Origin of the sequence: Vibrio hibernica (genome assembly GCF_015223435.1) — a bacterium.
Classification (GTDB): Bacteria; Pseudomonadota; Gammaproteobacteria; order Enterobacterales; family Vibrionaceae; genus Vibrio; species Vibrio hibernica.
This window is the reverse complement of the sequence record NZ_VHKO01000016.1, coordinates 1-22,284: the sequence shown is the minus strand read 5'-3', so window position 1 is coordinate 22,284 and position 22,284 is coordinate 1. Positions and strand designations below refer to the sequence as shown.

General features: G+C 40.6%; 20 protein-coding genes and 1 other annotated feature (1 of these 21 only partly in view). Of the genes, 14 read left to right on the top strand and 6 right to left on the bottom strand.

From position 1 onward, the window contains the following. Positions 1-76, top strand: a sequence feature (Thr leader region) (it extends 42 nt beyond the left edge of the window). An 18-nt stretch (positions 77-94) separates the two neighbouring features. Genes thrA through thrC form a run of 3 tightly spaced genes read left to right on the top strand, consistent with a single transcriptional unit; the run spans position 95 to position 4,835 of the window. Then, a complete protein-coding gene (thrA, locus tag FH976_RS08335) occupies positions 95-2,554 on the top strand; it encodes a bifunctional aspartate kinase/homoserine dehydrogenase I (RefSeq protein ID WP_194090411.1) in 2,460 nt (819 codons plus the stop codon). An 8-nt stretch (positions 2,555-2,562) separates the two neighbouring features. Continuing rightward, positions 2,563-3,534, top strand: coding sequence for a homoserine kinase (thrB, locus tag FH976_RS08330; protein ID WP_407701638.1), 972 nt, complete (start codon positions 2,563-2,565; stop codon positions 3,532-3,534). Then, positions 3,531-4,835 (top strand): threonine synthase, encoded by a 1,305-nt coding sequence (thrC, locus tag FH976_RS08325; protein ID WP_194090409.1) that lies wholly within the window; start codon positions 3,531-3,533, stop codon positions 4,833-4,835. Before thrB ends, thrC begins: the two co-directional genes overlap by 4 nt. 147 nt (positions 4,836-4,982) lie before the next feature. On the opposite strand, the gene grcA is transcribed toward thrC, so the two are convergent. Then, positions 4,983-5,360, bottom strand: coding sequence for an autonomous glycyl radical cofactor GrcA (gene grcA, locus FH976_RS08320; protein WP_194090408.1), 378 nt, complete (start codon positions 5,358-5,360; stop codon positions 4,983-4,985). A gap of 329 nt (positions 5,361-5,689) precedes the next feature. Here grcA and ung point away from each other — a divergent pair, with 329 nt between their 5' ends. Continuing rightward, positions 5,690-6,364 (top strand): uracil-DNA glycosylase, encoded by a 675-nt coding sequence (gene ung / locus FH976_RS08315; RefSeq protein WP_194090407.1) that lies wholly within the window; start codon positions 5,690-5,692, stop codon positions 6,362-6,364. A gap of 123 nt (positions 6,365-6,487) precedes the next feature. After that, on the top strand, positions 6,488-7,021 hold the full coding sequence (locus tag FH976_RS08310; RefSeq protein ID WP_194090406.1) for a hemerythrin domain-containing protein: 534 nt from the start codon (positions 6,488-6,490) through the stop codon (positions 7,019-7,021). A gap of 89 nt (positions 7,022-7,110) precedes the next feature. On the opposite strand, the gene FH976_RS08305 is transcribed toward FH976_RS08310, so the two are convergent. Next, entirely contained in the window at positions 7,111-7,296 is a 186-nt protein-coding gene (locus FH976_RS08305) for a DUF3545 family protein (protein ID WP_194090405.1), read from the bottom strand. Between the two features lie 752 nt (positions 7,297-8,048). On the opposite strand from FH976_RS08305, the gene FH976_RS08300 reads away from it, so the two are divergent. After that, positions 8,049-9,479, top strand: a complete 1,431-nt coding sequence (locus FH976_RS08300) for an alanine/glycine:cation symporter family protein (protein WP_194090404.1) — start codon at positions 8,049-8,051, stop codon at positions 9,477-9,479. A 110-nt stretch (positions 9,480-9,589) separates the two neighbouring features. After that, positions 9,590-10,366 (top strand): peroxide stress protein YaaA, encoded by a 777-nt coding sequence (gene yaaA / locus FH976_RS08295; RefSeq protein WP_194090403.1) that lies wholly within the window; start codon positions 9,590-9,592, stop codon positions 10,364-10,366. Between the two features lie 128 nt (positions 10,367-10,494). Here yaaA and srmB read toward each other — a convergent pair whose 3' ends face one another. Then, positions 10,495-11,733 carry an ATP-dependent RNA helicase SrmB gene (srmB, locus tag FH976_RS08290; RefSeq protein ID WP_194090402.1) on the bottom strand — a complete coding sequence of 413 codons (1,239 nt, stop codon included), beginning with the start codon at positions 11,731-11,733 and terminating at the stop codon, positions 10,495-10,497. Positions 11,734-11,830: 97 nt separating this feature from the next. Beyond that, entirely contained in the window at positions 11,831-12,541 is a 711-nt protein-coding gene (locus FH976_RS08285) for a tRNA1(Val) (adenine(37)-N6)-methyltransferase (protein WP_194090401.1), read from the bottom strand. A gap of 297 nt (positions 12,542-12,838) precedes the next feature. On the opposite strand from FH976_RS08285, the gene brnQ reads away from it, so the two are divergent. Continuing rightward, positions 12,839-14,173 carry a branched-chain amino acid transport system II carrier protein gene (brnQ, locus tag FH976_RS08280; RefSeq protein WP_194090400.1) on the top strand — a complete coding sequence of 445 codons (1,335 nt, stop codon included), beginning with the start codon at positions 12,839-12,841 and terminating at the stop codon, positions 14,171-14,173. A gap of 109 nt (positions 14,174-14,282) precedes the next feature. On the opposite strand, the gene fldB is transcribed toward brnQ, so the two are convergent. Further along, the gene (fldB, locus tag FH976_RS08275) at positions 14,283-14,801 is read right to left on the bottom strand and encodes a flavodoxin FldB (RefSeq protein WP_194090399.1); all 519 of its coding nucleotides are present in this window, start codon (positions 14,799-14,801) and stop codon (positions 14,283-14,285) included. Between the two features lie 119 nt (positions 14,802-14,920). Between fldB and xerD the strand changes: the two genes are divergently transcribed. The 6 genes from xerD to lysS all read left to right on the top strand — a co-directional run bounded on the left by xerD (position 14,921) and on the right by lysS (position 21,582). Beyond that, positions 14,921-15,856 (top strand): site-specific tyrosine recombinase XerD, encoded by a 936-nt coding sequence (gene xerD / locus FH976_RS08270; protein WP_194090398.1) that lies wholly within the window; start codon positions 14,921-14,923, stop codon positions 15,854-15,856. Between the two features lie 42 nt (positions 15,857-15,898). Continuing rightward, on the top strand, positions 15,899-16,651 hold the full coding sequence (gene dsbC / locus FH976_RS08265) for a bifunctional protein-disulfide isomerase/oxidoreductase DsbC (protein WP_194090397.1): 753 nt from the start codon (positions 15,899-15,901) through the stop codon (positions 16,649-16,651). Next, on the top strand, positions 16,651-16,992 hold the full coding sequence (yqfB, locus tag FH976_RS08260; RefSeq protein ID WP_194090396.1) for a N(4)-acetylcytidine aminohydrolase: 342 nt from the start codon (positions 16,651-16,653) through the stop codon (positions 16,990-16,992). Before dsbC ends, yqfB begins: the two co-directional genes overlap by 1 nt. 15 nt (positions 16,993-17,007) lie before the next feature. Continuing rightward, positions 17,008-18,792 carry a single-stranded-DNA-specific exonuclease RecJ gene (gene recJ, locus FH976_RS08255; RefSeq protein WP_194090395.1) on the top strand — a complete coding sequence of 595 codons (1,785 nt, stop codon included), beginning with the start codon at positions 17,008-17,010 and terminating at the stop codon, positions 18,790-18,792. Between the two features lie 90 nt (positions 18,793-18,882). Further along, positions 18,883-19,981, top strand: a protein-coding gene (prfB, locus tag FH976_RS08250; protein ID WP_194090394.1) for a peptide chain release factor 2 whose coding sequence is annotated in 2 segments (ribosomal slippage) — positions 18,883-18,957 and positions 18,959-19,981 — 1,098 coding nt in all. Because the reading frame shifts where the segments join, the coding sequence is not laid out codon by codon here. A 77-nt stretch (positions 19,982-20,058) separates the two neighbouring features. Next, positions 20,059-21,582: a lysine--tRNA ligase gene (gene lysS, locus FH976_RS08245; protein WP_194090393.1), complete on the top strand. Its 1,524-nt coding sequence runs from the start codon at positions 20,059-20,061 to the stop codon at positions 21,580-21,582. A 333-nt stretch (positions 21,583-21,915) separates the two neighbouring features. Here lysS and FH976_RS08240 read toward each other — a convergent pair whose 3' ends face one another. Beyond that, positions 21,916-22,182, bottom strand: a complete 267-nt coding sequence (locus FH976_RS08240) for a DUF6444 domain-containing protein (protein ID WP_228767377.1) — start codon at positions 22,180-22,182, stop codon at positions 21,916-21,918. Positions 22,183-22,284 lie beyond the last annotated feature (102 nt).

Here is a 22,284-nt window from a genome sequence, read left to right as displayed (position 1 = left end):
TTAATGTTGGGGCAGGCTGGTAAGCGAAAGTTTTCAAAAAAAGGCCTGTATCTCACCAGATACAGGCCTTTTTTTATGTCATTTGGAGGAAGGGATGCGAGTATTAAAGTTTGGCGGATCGTCATTGTCCGATGCGGATCGATTTTTACGAGCCGCGGATATTATTATTAATAATGCTCAACAGGAAGAAGTTGCGGTGGTGCTCTCTGCGCCAGGTAAAACCACGAATAAATTGGTTGCTGTGATTGAGTGCGTATTACAAAACGGTGAAGCTGAATTACAAATTAATGAATTAGAGCAATCATTTTATGATTTGTTTCAGTCGATTAAGTCTGAACTTGGTCATTTAGATAATCAAGGTTTCGACGGTCAAGTAAAGACGTCTATTCTACAGCTCAAACAATATGCTCACGGTATTGCGTTATTAGGCATGTGCCCAAATCATGTTAACGCCCGCATTATCAGTAAAGGCGAAAAGATTTCTATTCAGCTGATGAAAGCGGTGATTGAAGCAAAAGGTAAGCAAGTAAATTTAATTGATCCTGTGGCATACCTATTGGCAAAAGGTGATTATCTTGAAGCCGCTGTTGATGTTGATGCTTCAGCTATTAATTTCCAACATAATCCACTCCCAGCAGGCTATATTCATATTATGCCTGGTTTTACCGCGGGCAATGCGCAAGGTGAGTTGGTGACACTAGGACGTAATGGTTCTGATTATTCGGCGGCTGTTTTGGCTGCTTGCTTACGAGCGGATTGTTGTGAAATCTGGACGGATGTTGATGGTGTGTACAATTGCGATCCTCGTTTAGTCGAAGACGCACGTTTATTGAAATCATTAAGCTATCAAGAAGCGATGGAACTGTCTTATTTTGGCGCTTCAGTATTACACCCGAAGACGATTGCCCCTATCGCACAATTTCAAATTCCATGCCTCATTAAAAACAGCTTTAATCCTCAAGGTGCGGGCACATTAATAGGCCAAGATACCGGTGAAGATAATCTTGCGATAAAAGGCATTACAACTTTAAGCCAGTTAACGATGGTCAATGTGTCTGGCCCAGGAATGAAAGGCATGGTTGGCATGGCAAGCCGAGTTTTTGGTGCGATGTCTATTTCTGGTGTCTCGATTGTTCTTATCACACAATCATCTTCTGAATACAGCATTAGTTTTTGTATTGAAGCGGCGGATAAACTAAAAGCCGAGCAATCACTGCAAGCGGCTTTTGAGTTAGAGCTTAAAGATAGTTTACTTGATCCGATTGAATTCACTGATGATGTGGCGATTGTGACTTTAGTGGGTGATAAAATGCGCACCGCACGAGGTGTCGCCTCTCAATTTTTTGCCTCACTGGCTGAAGTTAACGTTAATGTCGTAGCGATTGCTCAAGGTTCATCCGAGCGCGCTATTTCAGCGGTTATTCCTGAAGATCGTATTGCCGTTGCCGTTAAAGCTTGTCATGAGAATTTGTTTAATTCTAAGCATTTCCTAGATGTGTTTGTCGTTGGTATCGGTGGTGTTGGTGGTGAGTTGGTGGATCAATTCCAGCGTCAACAAGCTAAATTAGCTGAAAAAGGTATTGTGATTCGAGTCTGTGGTTTAGCCAACTCAAAAGGTTTACTGCTGGATAGTGACGGTTTGCCACTTGAAGGTTGGCGTGAGCGTATGGCTCATGCGACTGAAGAGTTTAGTCTTGCTCGTATGATCGCACTGGTTCAACGAAATCATATTATTAATCCGGTTTTAGTCGATTGCACCTCAAGTGAAGTGATTGCTAATCAATATATTGATTTCTTAGCGGCAGGTTTCCATGTTGTTACGCCGAATAAAAAAGCAAATACTGCGAGTATGAGCTATTACCATCAGCTGCGTGAAACTGCGCGCGGTACTCGTCGTAAATTCATGTATGAAACGACGGTTGGTGCGGGACTTCCTGTTATTGAAAACCTGCAAAACCTGATTTCAGCAGGGGATGAATTAGAGAAATTTAATGGTATTTTGTCCGGTTCTCTTTCTTATATTTTTGGTAAGTTAGATGAAGGCATGACATTAAGCCAAGCAACCAATATTGCCAAAGAGAATGGTTTTACTGAGCCGGATCCTCGTGATGATCTTTCGGGGATGGATGTGGCGCGTAAACTGCTTATTTTAGCTCGTGAAGCCGGCATGGTGCTTGAATTAGACGATGTGGTTGTTGAACAAGCGCTGCCACCAGGTTTTGATGATTCGGGTAGTATTGAAGAGTTTATGACTCGCTTGCCGCAAGCTGATGGCTACTTTACAGAGTTGGCCGCTAAAGCTGCTGAAGACGGGAAAGTCTTACGTTACGTTGGTAGCATTGATGAAGGTATTTGCCGAGTGAAAATGATTTCAGTCGATGATAATGACCCAATGTATAAAATTAAAGACGGCGAGAATGCGCTTGCATTTTATAGCCGTTATTATCAACCAATCCCACTGGTATTACGTGGTTATGGCGCAGGTACTCAAGTGACCGCTGCGGGCGTATTTTCGGATGTAATGCGTACCCTTGGCTGGAAATTAGGAGTGTAATTATGACGATGAAAAATGAAAGTGTTGTTGTTTATGCTCCTGCCTCTATTGGTAATGTGAGTGTTGGCTTTGATGTTTTAGGTGCGGCTGTTTCTCCTATCGATGGCACGTTACTCGGCGATCGCGTTCAGGTGACATCGAGTGATAGTGATGTTCCATTTGAATTAAAAACCGCTGGCCGCTTTGTCAGTAAACTACCCACTAACCCTAAAGAAAATATTATCTACGATTGCTGGCGTGTTTTTGCTCGTGAATTAGATAAAAAAGGCATTGAACTTTTACCGTTAGAAATGACGCTTGAAAAGAACATGCCAATTGGTTCTGGTTTAGGATCGAGTGCTTGTTCTATTGTGGCTGCGTTAGATGCGCTTAACCGTTTCCATGGTGAACCTTTATCTGAAATGGATCTGCTTGCTTTAATGGGCGAGATGGAAGGTCAAATATCTGGTGGAGTACACTATGATAATGTTGCGCCGTGCTATTTGGGTGGCTTGCAATTAATGCTTGAAGAGCTAGGCATTATTAGTCAAGAAGTCCCGTGTTTTGATGAATGGTACTGGGTGATGGCGTATCCGGGAATTAAAGTGTCCACGGCTGAAGCTCGTTCGATTTTACCATCGCAATATCGTCGCCAAGATATTATTGCGCATGGTCGTCATTTAGGTGGTTTTATTCATGCTTGTCATTCAGGGCAACCAGAGCTGGCAGCAAAACTCATCAAAGACGTGATCGCTGAACCATATCGTGAGAAGCTGTTACCTGGCTTTGCGCAAGCGCGTCAGTATGCGATGTCGGCGGGTGCATTGGCTTGCGGCATTTCTGGTTCTGGACCAACTATTTTTACAATTTGTTCGAAAAAAGATGTGGCAGAGCGCGTCGCAAATTGGTTAGAAGAAAATTACCTACAAAACGAAGAAGGTTTCGTGCATATTTGTCGCTTAGACAAGGATGGTTCGAGCGTAACAGGAAGTGAATTATGAAGCTGTACAATATCAAAGAAAATGATGAGCAAGTCTCTTTCGGCCAAGCAGTAGGCCAAGGACTAGGGAGAAATCAAGGTCTCTTTTTCCCATCGGATATTCCACAATTTGATGATATCGATGCCTTATTAGCCGAAGGTTTTATTCCTCGTAGCAGTAAAATTCTATCAGCATTAATTGGCGATGAATTGCCTAAAGAACAAGTTCAACAACTTGTGGGTGCTGCATTTCAATTTCCAGCACCGATTAAATCAATAAAAGATGGCGTGTATGCGTTGGAATTATTCCATGGTCCGACTTTAGCGTTTAAAGACTTTGGTGGCCGTTTTATGGCGCAATCATTGGCGGCTGTCTCTTTACCAAAAGAAGGGGCAGATAAAAATCAAAAAATAACGATCTTAACCGCTACATCTGGTGATACTGGGGCTGCGGTTGCTCATGCTTTTTATGGCATGGAAAATATTAATGTGGTGATCTTATATCCAAAAGGAAAGATCAGTCCGCTGCAAGAAAAGTTGTTTTGTACTTTAGGTGGAAACATTCACACGGTTGCCATTGACGGTGATTTTGATGCTTGTCAGGCACTAGTAAAACAAGCATTCGATGATCAGCCTTTACGTGAAGAAATTGGTTTGAATTCGGCGAACTCTATTAATATTAGTCGCTTAATGGCGCAGATCTGTTATTACTTTGAAGCTGCATCTCAAATGAGCAAAACGGAACGTGAAAACTTAGTTATTTCGGTACCAAGCGGTAACTTTGGTAATTTAACGGCAGGCTTATTGGCTAAAGCATTAGGCTTGCCTGTTAAGCGTTTCATTGCTGCGACGAATGCTAATGATACCGTGCCGCGTTATCTTGAAACGGGGAAATGGGATCCAAAACCAACGATTGCGACTACCTCAAATGCAATGGATGTGAGCCAACCGAATAACTGGCCACGTATTGAAGAGTTGTGCCGTATTAAAGGTTGGGGTTTAGATACGTTAGGTAAAGGAATGGTAACGGATACGCAAAGCGCAGAATCAGTAGTTGAATTAAATCAACTTGGTTACCTGTGCGAGCCACATGGCGCGATTGCCTACCGCGTGCTAACGGAACAGTTGCAACAAGGTGAGACCGGGTTATTCTTATGCACTGCACATCCAGCTAAGTTTAAAGAAGTGGTGGATGAGATCCTAGGTACTGATATTGATGTGCCTGCACCACTTGCAAAGCATGGTGCAATGGAATTGTTATCAGAAGATTTAGCTGCCAATTTTGATCTATTGAAAGTGGTATTAAGAAGAGTACAAGCTTAGGTTTGTTAAGAGAGTTTAGGTTTTAAGATAGATTAGGTTTGTTGAGAGGAAATGTTAGTCTCTAGTAATGAACAATAAAAAGGTGCTCAATGTGAGCACCTTTTTTGATTTTTAGAGGTTAGAAACTAATATCCTAGCAATGAAAACTTACATGCTTTCTGTAAAAGTACGAGCGATAACGTCTTGTTGTTGTTCTGTCGTCAGAGAGTTGAAACGAACCGCATAACCAGAAACACGAATCGTTAATTGTGGATAGTTCTCTGGGTGAGCAACTGCATCTTCAAGAGTTTCACGAGAAAGTACGTTCACATTTAGGTGTTGACCACCTTCCACGCGTGGTGCCGATTCAATTGCAACTTCACGGTATTCGATTTCGCCTAGTGTCTCAGTTGCAACTATTTGGTCAGCTGTAAAACCTGCTTCTGCAGCCACACAACGAGCTTCATTCTTCTCGTTGTCTAACAGCCAGATTGAATTGATTAATTTATCGTTTTTTGCTTTAGTAATTTGAATGCCTTTGATCATGCGATCTCCTTTGCCACTTTCGTGTAATGAATAAAAGCCTTTATATGTCAGTCGACTTGATGGCGATATTATATGCATATTAACTAAAGGGTTAATATTGATACAGGTCAATAAATTACGAAGTTTATTTCGATTACTGATACGGCTGCTTGTTGTAAATAAAGCCTGATTTAACAATGGTTGGAGCTATTTTTTAAAGATTTAAATAAAGTTAAGATTGGTTTGTGTGGCTTTACAGCACGTTGATTTGGTACTTTATGTCGATTTAATTTTAGGGGACGCCAAACTGAATGTGTTTGAGTGAATTTAATTATAATAATGGTGATGAAATGAATTGGGCAACAATAATAAGGCAACAACAATCGCTACCTTACTTTCAGCAACTACTCACGTTTTTGGCGGAACAAAGATCAAATCACAATATTGCGATCTTCCCACCTCAAGATCAGGTGTTTAGTGCTTTTGACTTCACACCATTTGAGCAGGTTAAAGTGGTTATTCTTGGGCAAGATCCTTACCACGGTCTGAATCAAGCGCATGGTTTGGCTTTTTCTGTACTGCCTAACGTTAAAACGCCGCCGTCATTAGCGAATATTTATAAGGAACTAGCCCAGGATATTGATGGTTTTATTACGCCTAAACATGGTTATTTAGAACGTTGGGCCAAGCAGGGAGTTTTACTGCTTAATACCGTGTTAACGGTTGAACAAGGTAAGGCACATTCTCATGCAAAGTCGGGGTGGGAAACGTTTACTGATCATATTATTGAACAAATTAATCAAGATCTATCAGGCGTTATTTTCCTATTATGGGGAGCACATGCGCAAAAGAAAGGTTCTAAAATTGATACTAATAAACATTTCGTGTTGTCGGCGCCGCATCCTTCTCCACTATCGGCACATCGTGGTTTTTTAGGTTGTCAGCATTTTTCTCAAACGAATCAGCTGCTTGATTCATTGAACAAAGCCCCAATTGACTGGTCATTACCGATGGAACCGTGCTGATTTCTGATTTGTTTTTAGATTAGTTGTTTAGCGTTTTAGGGGATTTATTGATCGGTGATAAGTGTGAGGGCTTAAATGGGTCTATAGTAAAGAGATGATTGAAAAATGTACAAGGAGATGGTTATGTTAAGCGATATCGTAAGTCGAGAGCACAGCTATATGGTGCGGTTGTTAGTCATTTTAGATGATATTCTTCATAATTTAAAATCAGAAGAACCCGTTGACTATAAAGTGGTAGCGGAAATTATCCATTATCTTCAGCGGCATTCCGAACAAACTCATCACCCTAAAGAAGATATTATTTATCACTATTATTTAGAGCATTATGGTGAAAGTGAAAAAATTGCTAATTTAGCTTTGGCCCATTCTGAATTAGCGCAAGTAACACGAGAGTTTTCTGACTTAGTTGAAATGGTAAATAATGATGCAGTGGTACCTAATGATGTGTGTTATCAGGCTTTAGCGCATTTTATCCATCAGCAAAAAAAGCATCTTGATTTTGAAGAACGTGAAATTTTACCTCAATTAAAAAAAATGTTTACCGCTCAAGACTGGCAGCAAGTTGAAAAGCTATGGGGGGAGGAGGATAAAGACCCATTATTTGGGTCGGACATCGAAAATGATTACGCCAAATTACAGGCGTTGATATCGCAGTAGATGCTCGGATTTTCTTCAAAAAATAGGCACGATGGGCGCCTATTTTTGATAAGTAAATATATCAAATGTTAATAGTGAAAAAGTTAACGTTAAATTTGGATGTCAGAAAGTTTATATTCACGCGTAAAATCCAACTCCATTAACTCTTTTTGGAGTAACCGCCTGTCTTGAATCGCTTCTATTTCTCTCCATTTTCGTTTGGTCGCTTTTGCTCTGGTTGAGCGATATTGGTCAGTTTCCATGTTCATTATTTCATCTAATTGAAAGCTTTCCATAATACGATCCCTCTCTACTATAATTTTCTAAGCAAAGCACAGATTGCACTTTTCTTAGAGGTCATTGATATCACACTTTTTCAAAGGTTAACTTTGAACTATTTCTCATTTATTTCGAAATAATGAAACTTTTATATCATTTTGCAATGCTCATCAAAGTTTTAATATTTTTGATTAAGAATCGGTTATTTACTTTTCTGTACATAAAAAAATAGCATCTAGTTTTCCTGGGAGTGTTAATGGATCATTGCTTTATTTTGCATGAGGTAATTGGATGTTTCGGGGGAGAGTTTTGATTTTGGAGTGAAAATATTTTTTAGGAAGTTTAGTTCGCTAAATACCTTGTTTCAGTTAGTGTTTTTTGGATGAGTTCAATTTGTTTTTTCTATATAGCTAATATTTAAATCGGGCTGACATCAGATTTAAATACTATAAATATGACATTTTACTGATTTAATATATCGAATATTTAACACTAAATGGTTAAATAATGCATAGTTATGAGATAAAACTCATATTGATTTTTGAGGCTGAAGGCTGCATTATCCTGCCGGTCGGAATATTTGATGGGCACTAAGAAATGAAAAGTGTCAGTGTTTTGCTTTTCTCTACGACTCTAAAGCTGGCTTTTATAGAAACTTAAAATAGTTGAAGTCGCCGCTTAACTTAGAGGGGATAGAAAAGATAAAACATAAGGAACCTGCCAGGTTATGGCGGGTGTGAATGTTATCATAATAATATATGAGGTTTACGTGACGGATCTACTCGCGTTGTTAAACGATCTACTTTGGGGATCGATTTTAGTTTATTTATTGGTTGGGGTTGGTATCTTTTTTACATTACGCCTTGGTTTTATTCAATTCCGCCATTTTGGTCATATGTTTTCGGTATTAAAAAATAGCCGTAAAGCAGATGTTTCTGGCATTTCATCGTTTCAAGCTTTCTGTACTAGTCTTGCGGCACGTGTTGGCACAGGGAACATGGCGGGTGTTGCTGTTGCGTTAACGGTTGGTGGCCCTGGTGCTATTTTTTGGATGTGGTTAATTGCAATGCTAGGCATGGCGACGGCATTTGCAGAAAGTACATTAGCTCAACTGTATAAAATGCGTGGTGATGACGGCATTTATTGTGGCGGTCCTGCGTATTACATGGAGAAAGGTCTAGGGATGCGTTGGATGGGGATTTTATTCGCCATCTTCCTCATTATTGCTTTCGGTTTAGTTTTCAATGCAGTGCAGTCAAACTCGATTGCTGATGCTATGCATACCGCTTTCAATTGGAATAAAGCCATGGTCGGTGGCGTTTTAGTCGTGCTGTCTGGATTTGTTATTTTTGGCGGTATTCGTAAAATTGCTCGTACCGCTGAAATTCTTGTTCCTATTATGGCTATTTTCTACTTAATTTTAGCTGTGATCGTTATTGCAATGAATTTAGACCGAGTTCCTGGTGCGCTAGAGCTTATCTTTAAGAGCGCATTTGGCCTACAAGAAGCCGCGGCTGGTGGTGTCGGTTATGCGGTCATGAATGCAGTTAAAACGGGTGTGGCTCGTGGTTTGTTCTCCAATGAAGCGGGTATGGGTTCTGCGCCAAATGCGGCAGCAGCGGCAACGCCTTATCCACCACACCCAGCATCACAGGGCTATGTACAAATGCTAGGTGTGTTTGTGGATACGATTGTGATCTGTACGGCGACGGTATCTATTATTTTATTATCAGGTGAATATGTTCCTCATAGCGAAGTAACCGGTATCATCCTGACTCAAAATGCATTGAGCTCTCAAGTCGGTGAATGGGGTAAAGTGTTTGTTGCGATTGCTATTTTCTTCTTTGCATTCACCTCAATCATTGCTAACTACTCTTACGCAGAAGGTAACATTATGTTTATCTTCAAAAAGTCACGTCATGCTAAGAATATCTTTCGTGTGATTGTCTTGGCGATGGTAATGTTTGGCTCTTTAGCCACGCTTCCAACCGTTTGGGCTTTGGCAGATGCATCGATGGGGTTAATGGCGATGGTTAACTTAGTCGCTATTATATTGCTTTCTGGTATCGTTATTAAACTTGCGAAAGATTATAATAAGCAATTAGATGAAGGTAAATTACCCACTTTTAAAGCGGATGATTTCCCCGAGTTGATGTCACAAATCGAACCCGGTGTATGGGGGAAAGAAGAGAATAAATAATCTCTTGCTTGTGTTATTGAATCTTATTGCAGTAATAGAAAAAACCGTACAGTGATGTGCGGTTTTTTTTGTTATATTGAATATTAATCTTCTCAATGAACGGATGAATTATGTTGATTTTGGTTTCCCCTGCAAAGACATTGGATTATGACTCACCACTGAGCACTCAAAACCATACTCTGCCAGAGTTTGTTGAGCATTCGGCAGAATTGATTGATGTGTGCCGTAAGCTTACGCCTAACGACATTTCAAGCTTAATGAAGGTTAGTGACAAAATTGCAGGTTTGAATGTGGCTCGTTTTGAGCAATGGCGACCAACCTTTGATTTCGATAATGCTCGCCAAGCTATTTTTGCTTTTAAAGGTGATGTGTATACCGGTTTGGATGCTGAGAGTCTTTCAGATACCAACCTTGAATTTGCACAATCACATTTGCGTATGTTGTCTGGTTTATATGGTCTCTTAAAGCCTTTGGATTTAATGCAACCTTATCGGCTTGAAATGGGGACTCGTCTTGCGAATGGGCGTGGAACTAATTTGTATCAATTCTGGGGCGATATTATTACTGATGCAGTTAATCAAGCATTGGCCGCTCAAGGTGATTCTACAGTGATTAACTTAGCGTCGAATGAATATTTTAAAGCAGTGAAACCGAAGAAGGTCGACGGAACTATCATTACTCCGGTGTTTAAAGATTGTAAAAATGGCACTTATAAAGTGATCAGTTTTTATGCTAAAAAAGCTCGCGGTATGATGGCGCGCTATATTATTGAAAATGAAGTGAACACTCTGGAGCAATTGAAACAGTTTGATATTTCGGGATATTATTTTGTGAAAGCTGAATCAACGGCAACAGAATTAGTTTTCAAACGAGAAGAGCAGAAGTAGTTGATGCCCATCTTACTTTAAGCTTCAATCACTTTTGGTATATGTCACTTTAGTGAGCAAAATAGCCATTAAAAAAGGGAGCAAATATAGGCTCCCTTTTTAGATTTTCCTCTAAGCTATATTTCAGCTTAAGCTTTCTTTTTCTTCTTTACTGGCGTCTTTTTCTTCGCGGCAGCAGCAGCTTTGACTTTTTTCTTGTTTTTCTTTTTCAGGGCCGGTTTTTTGTGTTCTGGACGCATATCTTTAATATAACGTTCTTTTATTTCTTCTTTGATATAACGCATGACACGCTCAATCATCTCTTGGTCGTGGGCAGCTACAATTGAAATCGCATTACCTTTTTTACCTGCTCGAGCAGTACGTCCGATACGATGTAAATAGACATCGGCGGTACGAGGCATATCGTAGTTAATGACATGGCTAACATCTGGTAAATCGATACCTCGAGCGGCAATATCCGTGGCGATGAGGATATTGACTTCCCCTTCACGAAAACGAGTAATCGCGTTGTTTCGACGATCTTGAGGCATTTCGCCTTGTATCCATGAGCAAATAATCTGGGCACTTTCTAATTGTCCACGCAGCGCAGCAAGGCGCTCACGGGTATTAACAAAAATAATGGTGCGTTCAGCTTGCTCAGTCAAAATATGCTTGAGTAATGATAATTTATGGATAGAGGAATCAGCGCGATGATACCACTGAGTGATTTTCTTACGCTCGCGACGTGAAGGATCAGCTTCAAGTCTGACTGGATCTTTAAGAAGATCGGCCGTGAACCCTTCAACGCCTTTACCTTCAAGTGTGGCTGAGAATAAAAGGGTTTGTTTACGCCAGCGACATTCAGCCGATAAGCGATCCACGACAGGGCCAAAACCCATATCCAACATACGGTCGGCTTCATCCAGGATTAACCATTCAATCGCACGACAATCGAAGCGTTCTGCTTCAATGTATTCCATCAAACGACCTGGTGTTGCGACTACGATATCTTGTGTCGTGGCCAGAATATCAGCGTGATCTTGATACATGACTCCACCGGTAATGGTGAAGACATTTAAGCTAGTATTTTTCGCTAATGCACGAGCTTGATCAGCGACCTGCATTGCGAGTTCGCGAGTCGGCGTTAAGATTAATACACGAGCAGGGCCGGCACGTTTACGAGGGAAGTCTTGTAAAAATTGTAATGCGGGTAGAACAAATGCCGCTGTTTTACCCGTACCGGTTGGTGCTGAAGCAAGAATGTCCTTACCATCAAGTGCTTGTGGAATAGCTTCAGATTGAATTTGAGTTGGACGCTCGAACCCCATATCTTCAATAGCAGAAATAAGGTTTTGGTCTAGTTCGAGTTCAGCAAAAGTTCTGATCACGTATATTCTCCAGCAAGCGTGTGGTTATGGATGTTACCACTCGCAATAAATAGGGATGGTAAAACGGTCGCGCATTATATACCCAAAGAGTTAAAAGTTACATCTTTAAGTAAAAGGCTTGAGTGAGAGCGATAAACGCCTCGCTGTATTGAGTATCTTGATGTATCACCAGCTCATTCGACTCCGTTTTGATAGGGGTAAGCGTTAATTCCAATAATAGTCGATAGCTAGTTTTTTTAGACGTGGTATGAACATGACATAAGCGACTTAAAAACCAACCTTGAGATAGTGCTAATTCAATAAAAGCAGTCCCTTCCACTTTCGGTAAGATAAAACTGGCTTTACCTTCTTTCGTCAGGTTTTTTTTGCATGCAGTTAATAATGCCTGATGAGATAAAGTCAGAGTATGACGAGCTTGGGCACGTGCGTGATCTAAGGCGATTTCTCCAGAGGTAAAATAAGGCGGGTTACAAATAATACGATCAAAGCCTTTTTCAAATGTAGTTTCGGTAATATTACTTTGTTGAACTTGTATTCTATTCGCCCAAGGACTGTGTGTGACATTATATCGCGCGGCTTGAGCTGCACCTTCATCAATATCGATGGCGTGTATTTGGCTTTGGCTACTTCGCTGCGCGCACATTAAGGCTAATAAACCGGTTCCCGTTCCAATATCGAGAATCTGATGTTCATTCTGTAATTGTGCCCAAGCTCCGAGCAGCACACCATCGGTACTGACCGCCATACCCGAGTCACCTCTGAATATTGAAAATTGCTTGAAAGTAAATATCTTTGTTTTATTGGTCATATCAATACTTAGAACTTAATTAGCTGTATGTGCTATTTGTTGGTTGTTTGTTGGTTTTTTATCTTGTCTTGTGTATTTAAATTATCATAAATGTTAAGTTTTTTACTCTGCTTAAGTGGCTTTAATGTGGAATTTAAAACTGAATTATAGTTGTGAACTTGTTATATAGTTGTGTTTTTTGTCGAAAGGTTGCGGATTATCTGTGTTTTCGTCATTATCTTGCCCCTATTGTAACGGGTGGGGTTGTTATACTTTCAAGCACACCTTTGGATCCATTTTTATTATTAAGGGTTTATTTTGAACCAAAAGTTAAAAATAACCGATATTGTTGCCTTAGGCTTTATGTTATTTGCATTCTTTTTAGGTGCAGGGAATATTATCTTTCCGCCACGAGCAGGCCAACTTGCTGGTGATGAGCTTATTCCAACTATGCTTGGTTTTTTAAGTACAGCGGTTGGATTGCCTTTATTAGGGATTATTGCTATTGCCGTTGTAGGTGGTGGCTGGGATAAGCTGACGCAAGACTTACCGAAAAAGACTGCAACCATTGTCGCGGTGCTGTTCTTTATTATTATTGGGCCTGCGTTTGCCGCACCTCGTACTGGTTTGGTCGCTTATGAAATGGGTATTAAACCATTTTTAGATAATCCGTCACAAATGCAATTAACCTTCTTTTCTATCGTATTTTTTGTGGTAGCCATTTCTTTTGCTTGGTCACAAGGTAAGTTGCTTGATGTGATTGGTAAGGTGCTAACACCGGTTTTATTTATTGGTTTAGCCATTTTATCTGTGATGGTATTTTTGAATCCACAAGGTGACGTCTTAGCCGCTCAAGCTAACTATATTCAGCAGCCCTTTAGTACCGGTTTTCTTGATGGTTATAACACCATGGATACCTTTGCTTCTTTAATGTTTGGTACTTTGATAATTGAAGCACTGCGCAGTAAGAATATTACTGAAAAGTCTGCGGTAACGAAATACGTTATTTATGCTGCATTTATTGCCGCGACAGGTTTGGCTTTGGTGTATATCTCATTGTTCTATTTAGGGGCAACGAGTAACTCTATTGCTTCTGGTTTAGATAATGGTGGGGCGATCCTGAGTATTTATGTACAAGCATTATTTGGCACTGAGGGGCAGTTTGTTTTATCAACCATTGTATTGTTAGCGTGTTTAACGACATCAATTGGCTTGATTTCTGCTTGTGCCGATTACTTTAGTTCATTAACGCCGGTAAGCTATAAAGTTTGGGTTGTGATTGTAGGTTCGGCTTGTGCATTAGTGGCGAATGTTGGGTTATCACAGTTGATCACATTATCTGTGCCGGTATTGTTCGCATTATATCCGGTAGCGATTGCGATTGTTTTCTTAACATTAGTTCGTTTTCGTTTGCCTAATCGCCCATTAGCATATCGAGTTGTGGTATTGATCTCGTTACTCTTTGCCTTAATTGATGCAGGTAAAGTGATAGGTATTGATATGTCAGCTTTGAATTTCTTGCCACTATTTGATTATGGTATGGCGTGGATGTTGCCGACTTTGGTTGCTATCTTTTTTATGTTGATTGTTCCCAAAAAAGTGAACGTTCAAGAAGACGAAGTATCAATTAATAGTGACATCGAAGTGGTTTGAAAACACAAATAATGCGGTGATTTATTTTCGCGTATAAAATTTAATATTTTAAAAAAGGCTTAATATTCAAATGTTAAGCCTTTTCATTAGGTGTTTAGACGCAAGAAACTTATAAGCTGTCGTGGTATTCAATCAGTATTTGTTCGCACCAAGTGGCTAAACGATCATCTGTAAGTTCGTATTGAGAATCTTCATCTAATGCTAAACCGACAAAGAATTGTTTATCTTCGGTTAACGCCTTAGATTGTTCAAATTGATACCCTTCATTTGGCCAGTACCCTAAAAACTGGCAACCAGTGGCTTGTAATTCATCATGCAGTAATCCCATCGCATCTAAAAACCATTCGCCATAGCCTTCTTGATCACCGAGCCCAAATAAAGCGATATGCTTGTTACTTAATGTTAGTCCATCAAGTTGTTGCCACACCGCATTCCAGTCTTCCTGAATTTCACCAAAGTCCCATGTTGAGATGCCAAGAAGAAGGAAATCATAATCTTGTAAGGTCGAGACGGGGGTGTCTTTGATGTTGTAAATATCAACTAAATCCTCACCCATGATGGCGCGGATTTTTTCAGAAACCATTTCGGTGTAACAAGTGCTGGAGCCATAGAATAGACCAATTTTCATAAATAAATCTTTGCAAGTAATGAATGAGGTGAACAAGTATTCTAGCAAATATCAAATCAAAAAGGGTGGTAATTCCCGATCGGCTGCCGTAATCTCGCTTGCATAAGTAAAAGTCATTTATGAGGTTGTTCGTGGGGGGAAAACAAGCGGGTTCAAAGGCACACACTGAGTTAATTTTAGTTGAACGTTTTTTAGATGCGATTTGGCTAGAAAAAGGGTTATCTGAAAATACCTTACAGTCTTATCGTCACGACTTAGATCGTTTGGTTGGTTGGATGATGGATTCATCACTGACTTGGCTGACAATCCAGCATCTTGACCTTCAAACCTATCAAGCTTGGTTAGTTGATAAAGACTATAAGCAAACGACTCGCGCTAGAATGCTTTCAGCTATCCGTCGATTTTTTCAATATTTAACTCGTGAGAAGGTCCGTGAAGATGATCCTAGTGCATTATTACTAATGCCAAAACTACCCAAGCGTTTACCTAAAGATTTATCAGAACAACAAATTAATGATCTTTTAATGGCACCTATTGTTGAAGACCCGATTGAGTTACGTGATAAAGCCATGCTGGAATTATTGTATGCTACGGGGTTACGTGTAACGGAATTAATTAGCCTGACAATGGAAAACATGAACTTACGTCAAGGCGTGGTGAGAGTCATTGGGAAGGGGGGAAAAGAGCGGTTAGTTCCTCTTGGAGAAAATGCGATTGAATGGATTGAAACGTTCCTAGAGCAAGGTCGACCAGCATTGTTAGGGGAAAAAAGCTCTGATGTGGTTTTTCCGAGTAAACGAGCCAGACAAATGACGCGGCAAACCTTTTGGCATCGAATCAAATTTTATGCTGTTCATGCTGGGATTGATACGGAAGCTTTATCACCTCACGTATTACGACATGCTTTTGCTACGCATTTATTGAATCATGGCGCGGATCTTAGAGTGGTACAAATGCTGTTGGGTCATAGTGACTTATCGACCACACAAATTTATACTCATGTTGCCACTGAGCGATTGAAGCAAATCCATCAAGAGCATCATCCACGCGCTTAATTTTTTATTCTAATGTTCTACTTCAAATTGGTAAGGTGAATCATGCGTTATTCAGTTTTTATTCGTCACGGTTGTATAGCATTGCTTGCTTGTGTTTCATTTATGACGCAAGCCGCTGATAATCAATCCGTTGATAACACAATAAACAAGCAAGAAATAACTTCACGTTTTAGCAAATTAGGTTTAAATACAACGGAGATTCAAGCCTCTCCCATTGCGGGGCTTGCTGAAGTCACGACTAATCAAGGTGTTTTTTATGTTACCGCCAATGGGGATTACTTCCTGCAAGGTAAGCTGTACGGATTAGATCAGGAAGGTAACTTTACGGACTTAATGGCGAAGAAATACGCCAAAATGGTCGAGAAGTTTTCTGGTGATATGATTGTGTATCCGGCCAAAAATGAGAAGTATGTCGTAACTGTTTTTACCGATATTACTTGCGGTTATTGCGTAAAATTGCACAAAGATATGCAAGGTTATAATGATTTAGGCATTACTGTGCGTTATATGGCTTATCCACGCCAAGGACCGAGAGGCGACGTTGCCGCTAGCATGGCAAAAGTATGGTGTGCCGATGATAAAAAATCTGCTCTGGATGCGGTTAAATTAAATCGTCGTTTTGATTTTGATAGTAAAAATTTAGCGACCTGTCAGAAAATAATTGAAGAACAATATGCCTTTGGTGCATTAGTGGGTATTAGCGGTACGCCTGCTATTTTGCTTCCTAATGGCCAGTTAGTGGGTGGTTATTTGCCACCAACCGAATTAATTAAAACATTGGAGTCTATGAGATAATGGATAAATTAAGCAATCAAGAACAACCAACAGCGATGACTTTTTTTGCTCGCTTTGAGGCTGATATTTTGTCGGGTAAGAAAACGATTACTATTCGAGATGAAGCTGAGAGTCATTATGTCCCTAATAGTGTGGTGACGGTTTCAACCTTAGAGCAGGGCCGTGTTTTCTGCCAGCTTCAGATTGATTCGGTGGAGTCGATTTCATTTTCCAACCTAAATGAATTTCATGCGCAGCAAGAGAATATGACGCTTGATGAATTAAAAACCGTGATTTCTGAGATTTATCCAGATCTTGACGCTTTATATGTCATTCATTATCACTTAGTTTCCCCTCAATAAAGAACGCTATTATTTATGACCGCTATTACCCGACGCCCAGATGTTGATGTCGCATTATTACCCGATACTATACCCGCGTTGCTTCGACGCCTTTATTTGAATCGTAATATTACCGATGCGACACAATTAGAAAAAGGGGCGAAAGGGCTGCACTCTTATCTGTCATTGCATGGTATTACGCGCGCAGTTGAGCTGTTATTTGAGGCAATTAAAACCAATCAACGAATTATTGTCGTTGGGGATTTTGACGCAGATGGTGCTACCAGTTCCGCATTATCGGTATTAGCAATCCGTATGCTAGGCAGCAATAACGTGGATTACTTAGTTCCTAATCGATTTGAAGATGGTTATGGATTAAGCCCTGAAGTGGTTGATCAAGCGATTGAACTGGGCGCGCAAGTGATCATGACAGTGGATAATGGTGTTTCCTCAATTGATGGTGTTGCTTATGCCAAGCAGCAAGGTTTAAAAGTGATTGTGACCGATCACCATTTGCCGGGACACCAATTACCCAATGCGGATGCCATGGTCAATCCTAATCTGCAAGAGTGTTCATTTCCGTCTAAAGCCTTAGCGGGGGTTGGGGTAGCTTTTTATCTTATGTTGGCGCTGCGAGCACAAATGCGTCAACAAAATTGGTTTGCTGCGCAGAATATTGCTGAGCCAAACTTAGCAGAGTTGCTTGATCTCGTCGCACTTGGAACGGTGGCCGATGTGGTGGCTTTAGATGAAAACAACCGAATTTTAGTGCATCAAGGTTTGCAACGTATTCGCGCCGGTAAAGCTCGCCCGGGTATTCAAGCACTTATTGAAGTGGCAAAGCGAGATGCAAAAAAATTAGTCGCCTCCGATTTTGGCTTTGCATTGGGTCCAAGGCTCAATGCTGCCGGCCGTTTAGAAGATATGTCGTATGGGGTTGAATTACTGCTTTGTAACAACATTCATGCTGCAAGAAGAATGGCCAGTGAACTTGATGGTTTAAATCAAATGCGCCGTGAGATTGAGCAAGGCATGAAGCAAGAAGCGATGGCATTTTGTGAACGATTACTTAATGGTAAAGATTGCTTAGCTAAAGACAGTCAATTGCCGTACGGGGTGACTTTATATCAAGCCGATTGGCATCAAGGTGTGATAGGTATTTTAGCCTCACGGATTAAAGATGAATTTTATCGACCAGTCATTGCATTTGCTGACGGCGGCGAAGATAACCAAGGTATTGCGGTCATAAAAGGATCTTGTCGTTCCATTGCTGGTTTACATATGCGCGATGTATTGGATCGAATTGATACTCAAAACCCTGGTGTGATCATTAAATTTGGTGGTCATGCGATGGCCGCTGGCCTAACGATTCAACTCGACCAATACCAACACTTTAGCCAATTATTTGATCAAGCCGTTCGCGCCGAGTTGGATGAATCTGACCTTAAAGGGGTTATTTTATCCGATGGCGAATTGTCTCCAGAAGAATTTTCCATGCAGACAGCTGAAGTATTACGAGCTGGTGGACCTTGGGGACAAGCCTTTCCTGAACCTGTGTTTGATGGTGAGTTTAAGTTGCTTCATCAAAAACTGGTGGGTGAGAAGCATTTAAAAATGATGTTAGAACCTATTTTTTCAAATCAAGAAGGTCAAGACAATCGCACCAATATTATGCTTGATGCCATCGCTTTTAATATTGATTTACGCCGCTGGCCGGATGCTTCCGTTAAAACGGTCCATTTAGCGTATAAGCTCGATATTAATGAGTTTAGGGGCAACCAATCGTTGCAATTAATGGTGGATCATTTAGAGGCTAAATAGTGATCTGAAAACGCTGTGATATTCAAGCATATTTAGGTAGAATCGTCGGGTTAAAATAAACCCATTTCTCCAAATTAGCGATGAGCCAAAATGTTTGAAATCAATCCTATCAAAAATCGCCTTCAAGACGTTGCCGAGCGCACAAACGTTTTGAGGGGGTATCTTTGACTATGATGCTAAGAAAGAGCGTCTAGAAGAAGTTAACGCAGAACTTGAACAACCCGATGTTTGGAATGAACCTGAACGTGCACAAGCCCTTGGTAAAGAACGCGCTTCATTAGAAGCGGTGGTCGAAACCATTGATCTTCTTGAGCAAGGTGGTGAAGATGTCGAAGGTTTATTGGAACTGGCGGTTGAAGAAGAAGACCAAGAAACTTTCGATGAAATTGAACCTGAACTCGCTGAGCTTGAAGGCAAACTGGCTAAGCTTGAGTTCCGTCGTATGTTTTCGGGCGATCATGATCCATCGGATTGCTACATTGATTTGCAATCAGGCTCTGGCGGCACTGAGGCTCAAGATTGGACGTCAATGATGTTGCGTATGTATTTACGCTGGGCTGAATCTAAAGGCTTTAAAACTGAAATCATTGAAGTATCAGACGGAGATGTAGCCGGTCTTAAAGGGGCGACAGTGCGAGTGAGTGGCGAATACGCTTATGGCTGGCTGCGTACCGAAACAGGTGTTCACCGTTTAGTACGTAAATCTCCATTTGATTCCGGTGGTCGTCGTCATACTTCATTTGCCTCTGCGTTTATTTATCCAGAGATTGATGACAATATTCAAATCGATATTAATCCATCGGATCTGCGTATTGATGTGTACCGTGCTTCGGGCGCGGGTGGGCAACATGTGAACACCACCGAATCTGCGGTGCGTATTACTCACGTTCCAACCAATATTGTGGTGCAATGTCAAAATGATCGTTCTCAGCATAAGAACAAAGATCAAGCAATGAAACAATTGCGCGCTAAGTTATTTGAGTATGAACTGCAAAAGCAAAATGCAGAAAAACAAGCCAGTGAAGATTCGAAATCAGACATCGGTTGGGGCAGTCAAATTCGCTCTTATGTGTTAGATGATTCTCGGATTAAAGATTTACGTACTGGCATCGAAAATCGTAATACTCAAGCAGTATTAGATGGCGATTTAGACAAATTTATTGAAGCAAGTTTGAAGTCAGGTTTGTAGTTGAAACCAGAAACTTGCAGAAAATAGCAAAATAACTTTCGAAAGAAGAAACCAATTTACTAATTTAAGGGCACCTGATGACTGAATCAAATAGCCAAAATCAAATCGATGCAGTAGAAGAAAATAAATTGATCGCTGAGCGTCGTGCAAAGCTCGATCATATTCGTCAAAACTGTAAAGCCAATGGACACCCAAATGATTTTCGCCGTGAGCATTTAGCGGCTGATCTTCAAGCTGAATTCGGTGAGCAGGGTAAAGAAGAATTAGAAACTCTAAACCATGTGGTTGCCATTGCTGGTCGTATTATGGCAAAACGTGGCCCATTCCTTGTTATCCAAGAAGTGTCTGGTCGTATTCAAGCGTATGCGTCAAAAGATGTTCAAAAAGCCTTAAAAGAGCAATATCAAGGTTTGGATATTGGCGACATTATTGGCGTGAAAGGTGCACTGCATAAATCAGGTAAAGGCGATCTTTACGTGAATATGGAAAGCTACGAATTGCTGACTAAAGCGCTTCGTCCATTACCTGAAAAATTCCACGGTTTAACCGATCAAGAAACGCGTTACCGTCAGCGTTATGTTGATTTGATCGTGAATGAAGATTCACGCAATGCCTTTATTATCCGTTCTAAATTAGTGATGGCTATTCGTAACTTCATGTCTAAGAAAGCGTTCTTAGAAGTAGAAACACCAATGATGCATGTGATCCCTGGTGGTGCAACGGCTCGTCCATTTATTACTCACCATAATGCATTAGATATTGATATGTACTTGCGTGTTGCGCCAGAGCTTTACTTGAAGCGTTTAGTGGTGGGGGGGTTTGACCGAGTATTTGAGATTAATCGTAACTTCCGTAATGAAGGTTTATCGCCACGTCATAATCCAGAATTTACCATGATGGAATTCTATATGGCGTACGCCGATTATAACGATCTGATGGATCTTACCGAAGATATGCTGAGCACGGTTGCGGTGGAAGTGTTAGGTGAAACTTCTATGCCATACGGTGAAGAACGTGTTGAGTTTGGTGGTAAATATGCACGTATGAGCATGATCGATGCGATTAAACAATACAATCCAGATCACGCCGATATTGCTAATCTAAATGAAGAAACGGTGAAAGATCGTGACTTTATGGTTAAGATCGCAAAATCTGTTCATGTTGATGTTGAAACTTTCTGGACTTGTGGTCAGTTACTTGAAGAGATCTTTGGTGAAACGGCTGAGCCACAATTGATTCAACCGACTTTCATTACTGGCTATCCAGCGGATATTTCTCCACTTGCACGTCGCAGTGATTCAAACTCGTTCTTTACTGACCGTTTTGAGTTCTTTATTGGTGGTCGTGAAGTGGCAAATGGATTCTCTGAGCTTAATGATGCAGAAGATCAAGATGCACGCTTTAAAGCACAAGTGGATGCGAAAGATGCAGGTGATGATGAAGCAATGTTTTATGATGCTGACTATATCAACGCATTAGAGCATGGCTTACCACCGACAGCAGGACAAGGGATTGGGATTGACCGTTTAGCGATGTTATTTACTAATACACATACTATTCGTGATGTTATTTTATTCCCAGCAATGCGCCCACAGCAATAAACTGTAATCTTAGATACTAACTGTTTGATCTATCAGTTATTTTATAAAACCCGCCTGATAGCGGGTTTTTTTGTACCTATAGATTATCATTTTCAAAATAGTGTTAATTCGCTGGATTAATAAGCGCTAATTTTTAAATTGTCGCATTATTGAGACAGGGAAACTTTTATTTATCGATATAGTAATACCTCTTATCATCAATATAAAATGCTGTTAGATGGTTGAATTACATACAAAGATAAAAGGGAAATACTTATGAACCGACAGTTTAAGATGAATCCTATGCCAGGTTCATTAATTGTCATTGGAGGAGTGCCTGAGTATCAGATTGTTTTAGTTCAGAGAGTTGTCGTTTATGCCCTTCGTGACCCTGTTTAGCTCCTCTCGGATTGCGACCACTAGGGCTTTGAGCTTTTTTCGTTCCGCTCGCTCTTTAGGCCCGTCGGACGAGGGGGATTTGGAAGAGTTAGCGCTGTTGATTTTTAGCTTGTCTTCATAATCGCGCAATTGCTCCCAAAGCTCGACGATCAAAGCGTTCGCTTCGTTGATGTCCGAGGCTATAGGCGGCGTAGATGAGAATTTGGATTTTTTCTTTGTCATGCCGTAAGCTTGAACGCTGAAAATGATCACTCAATAGTCAAAGTGGGATCAAGTGCTATTGGTCACGTTTTTTATGTCAATACGTTCCTGGTGAACGCTTAC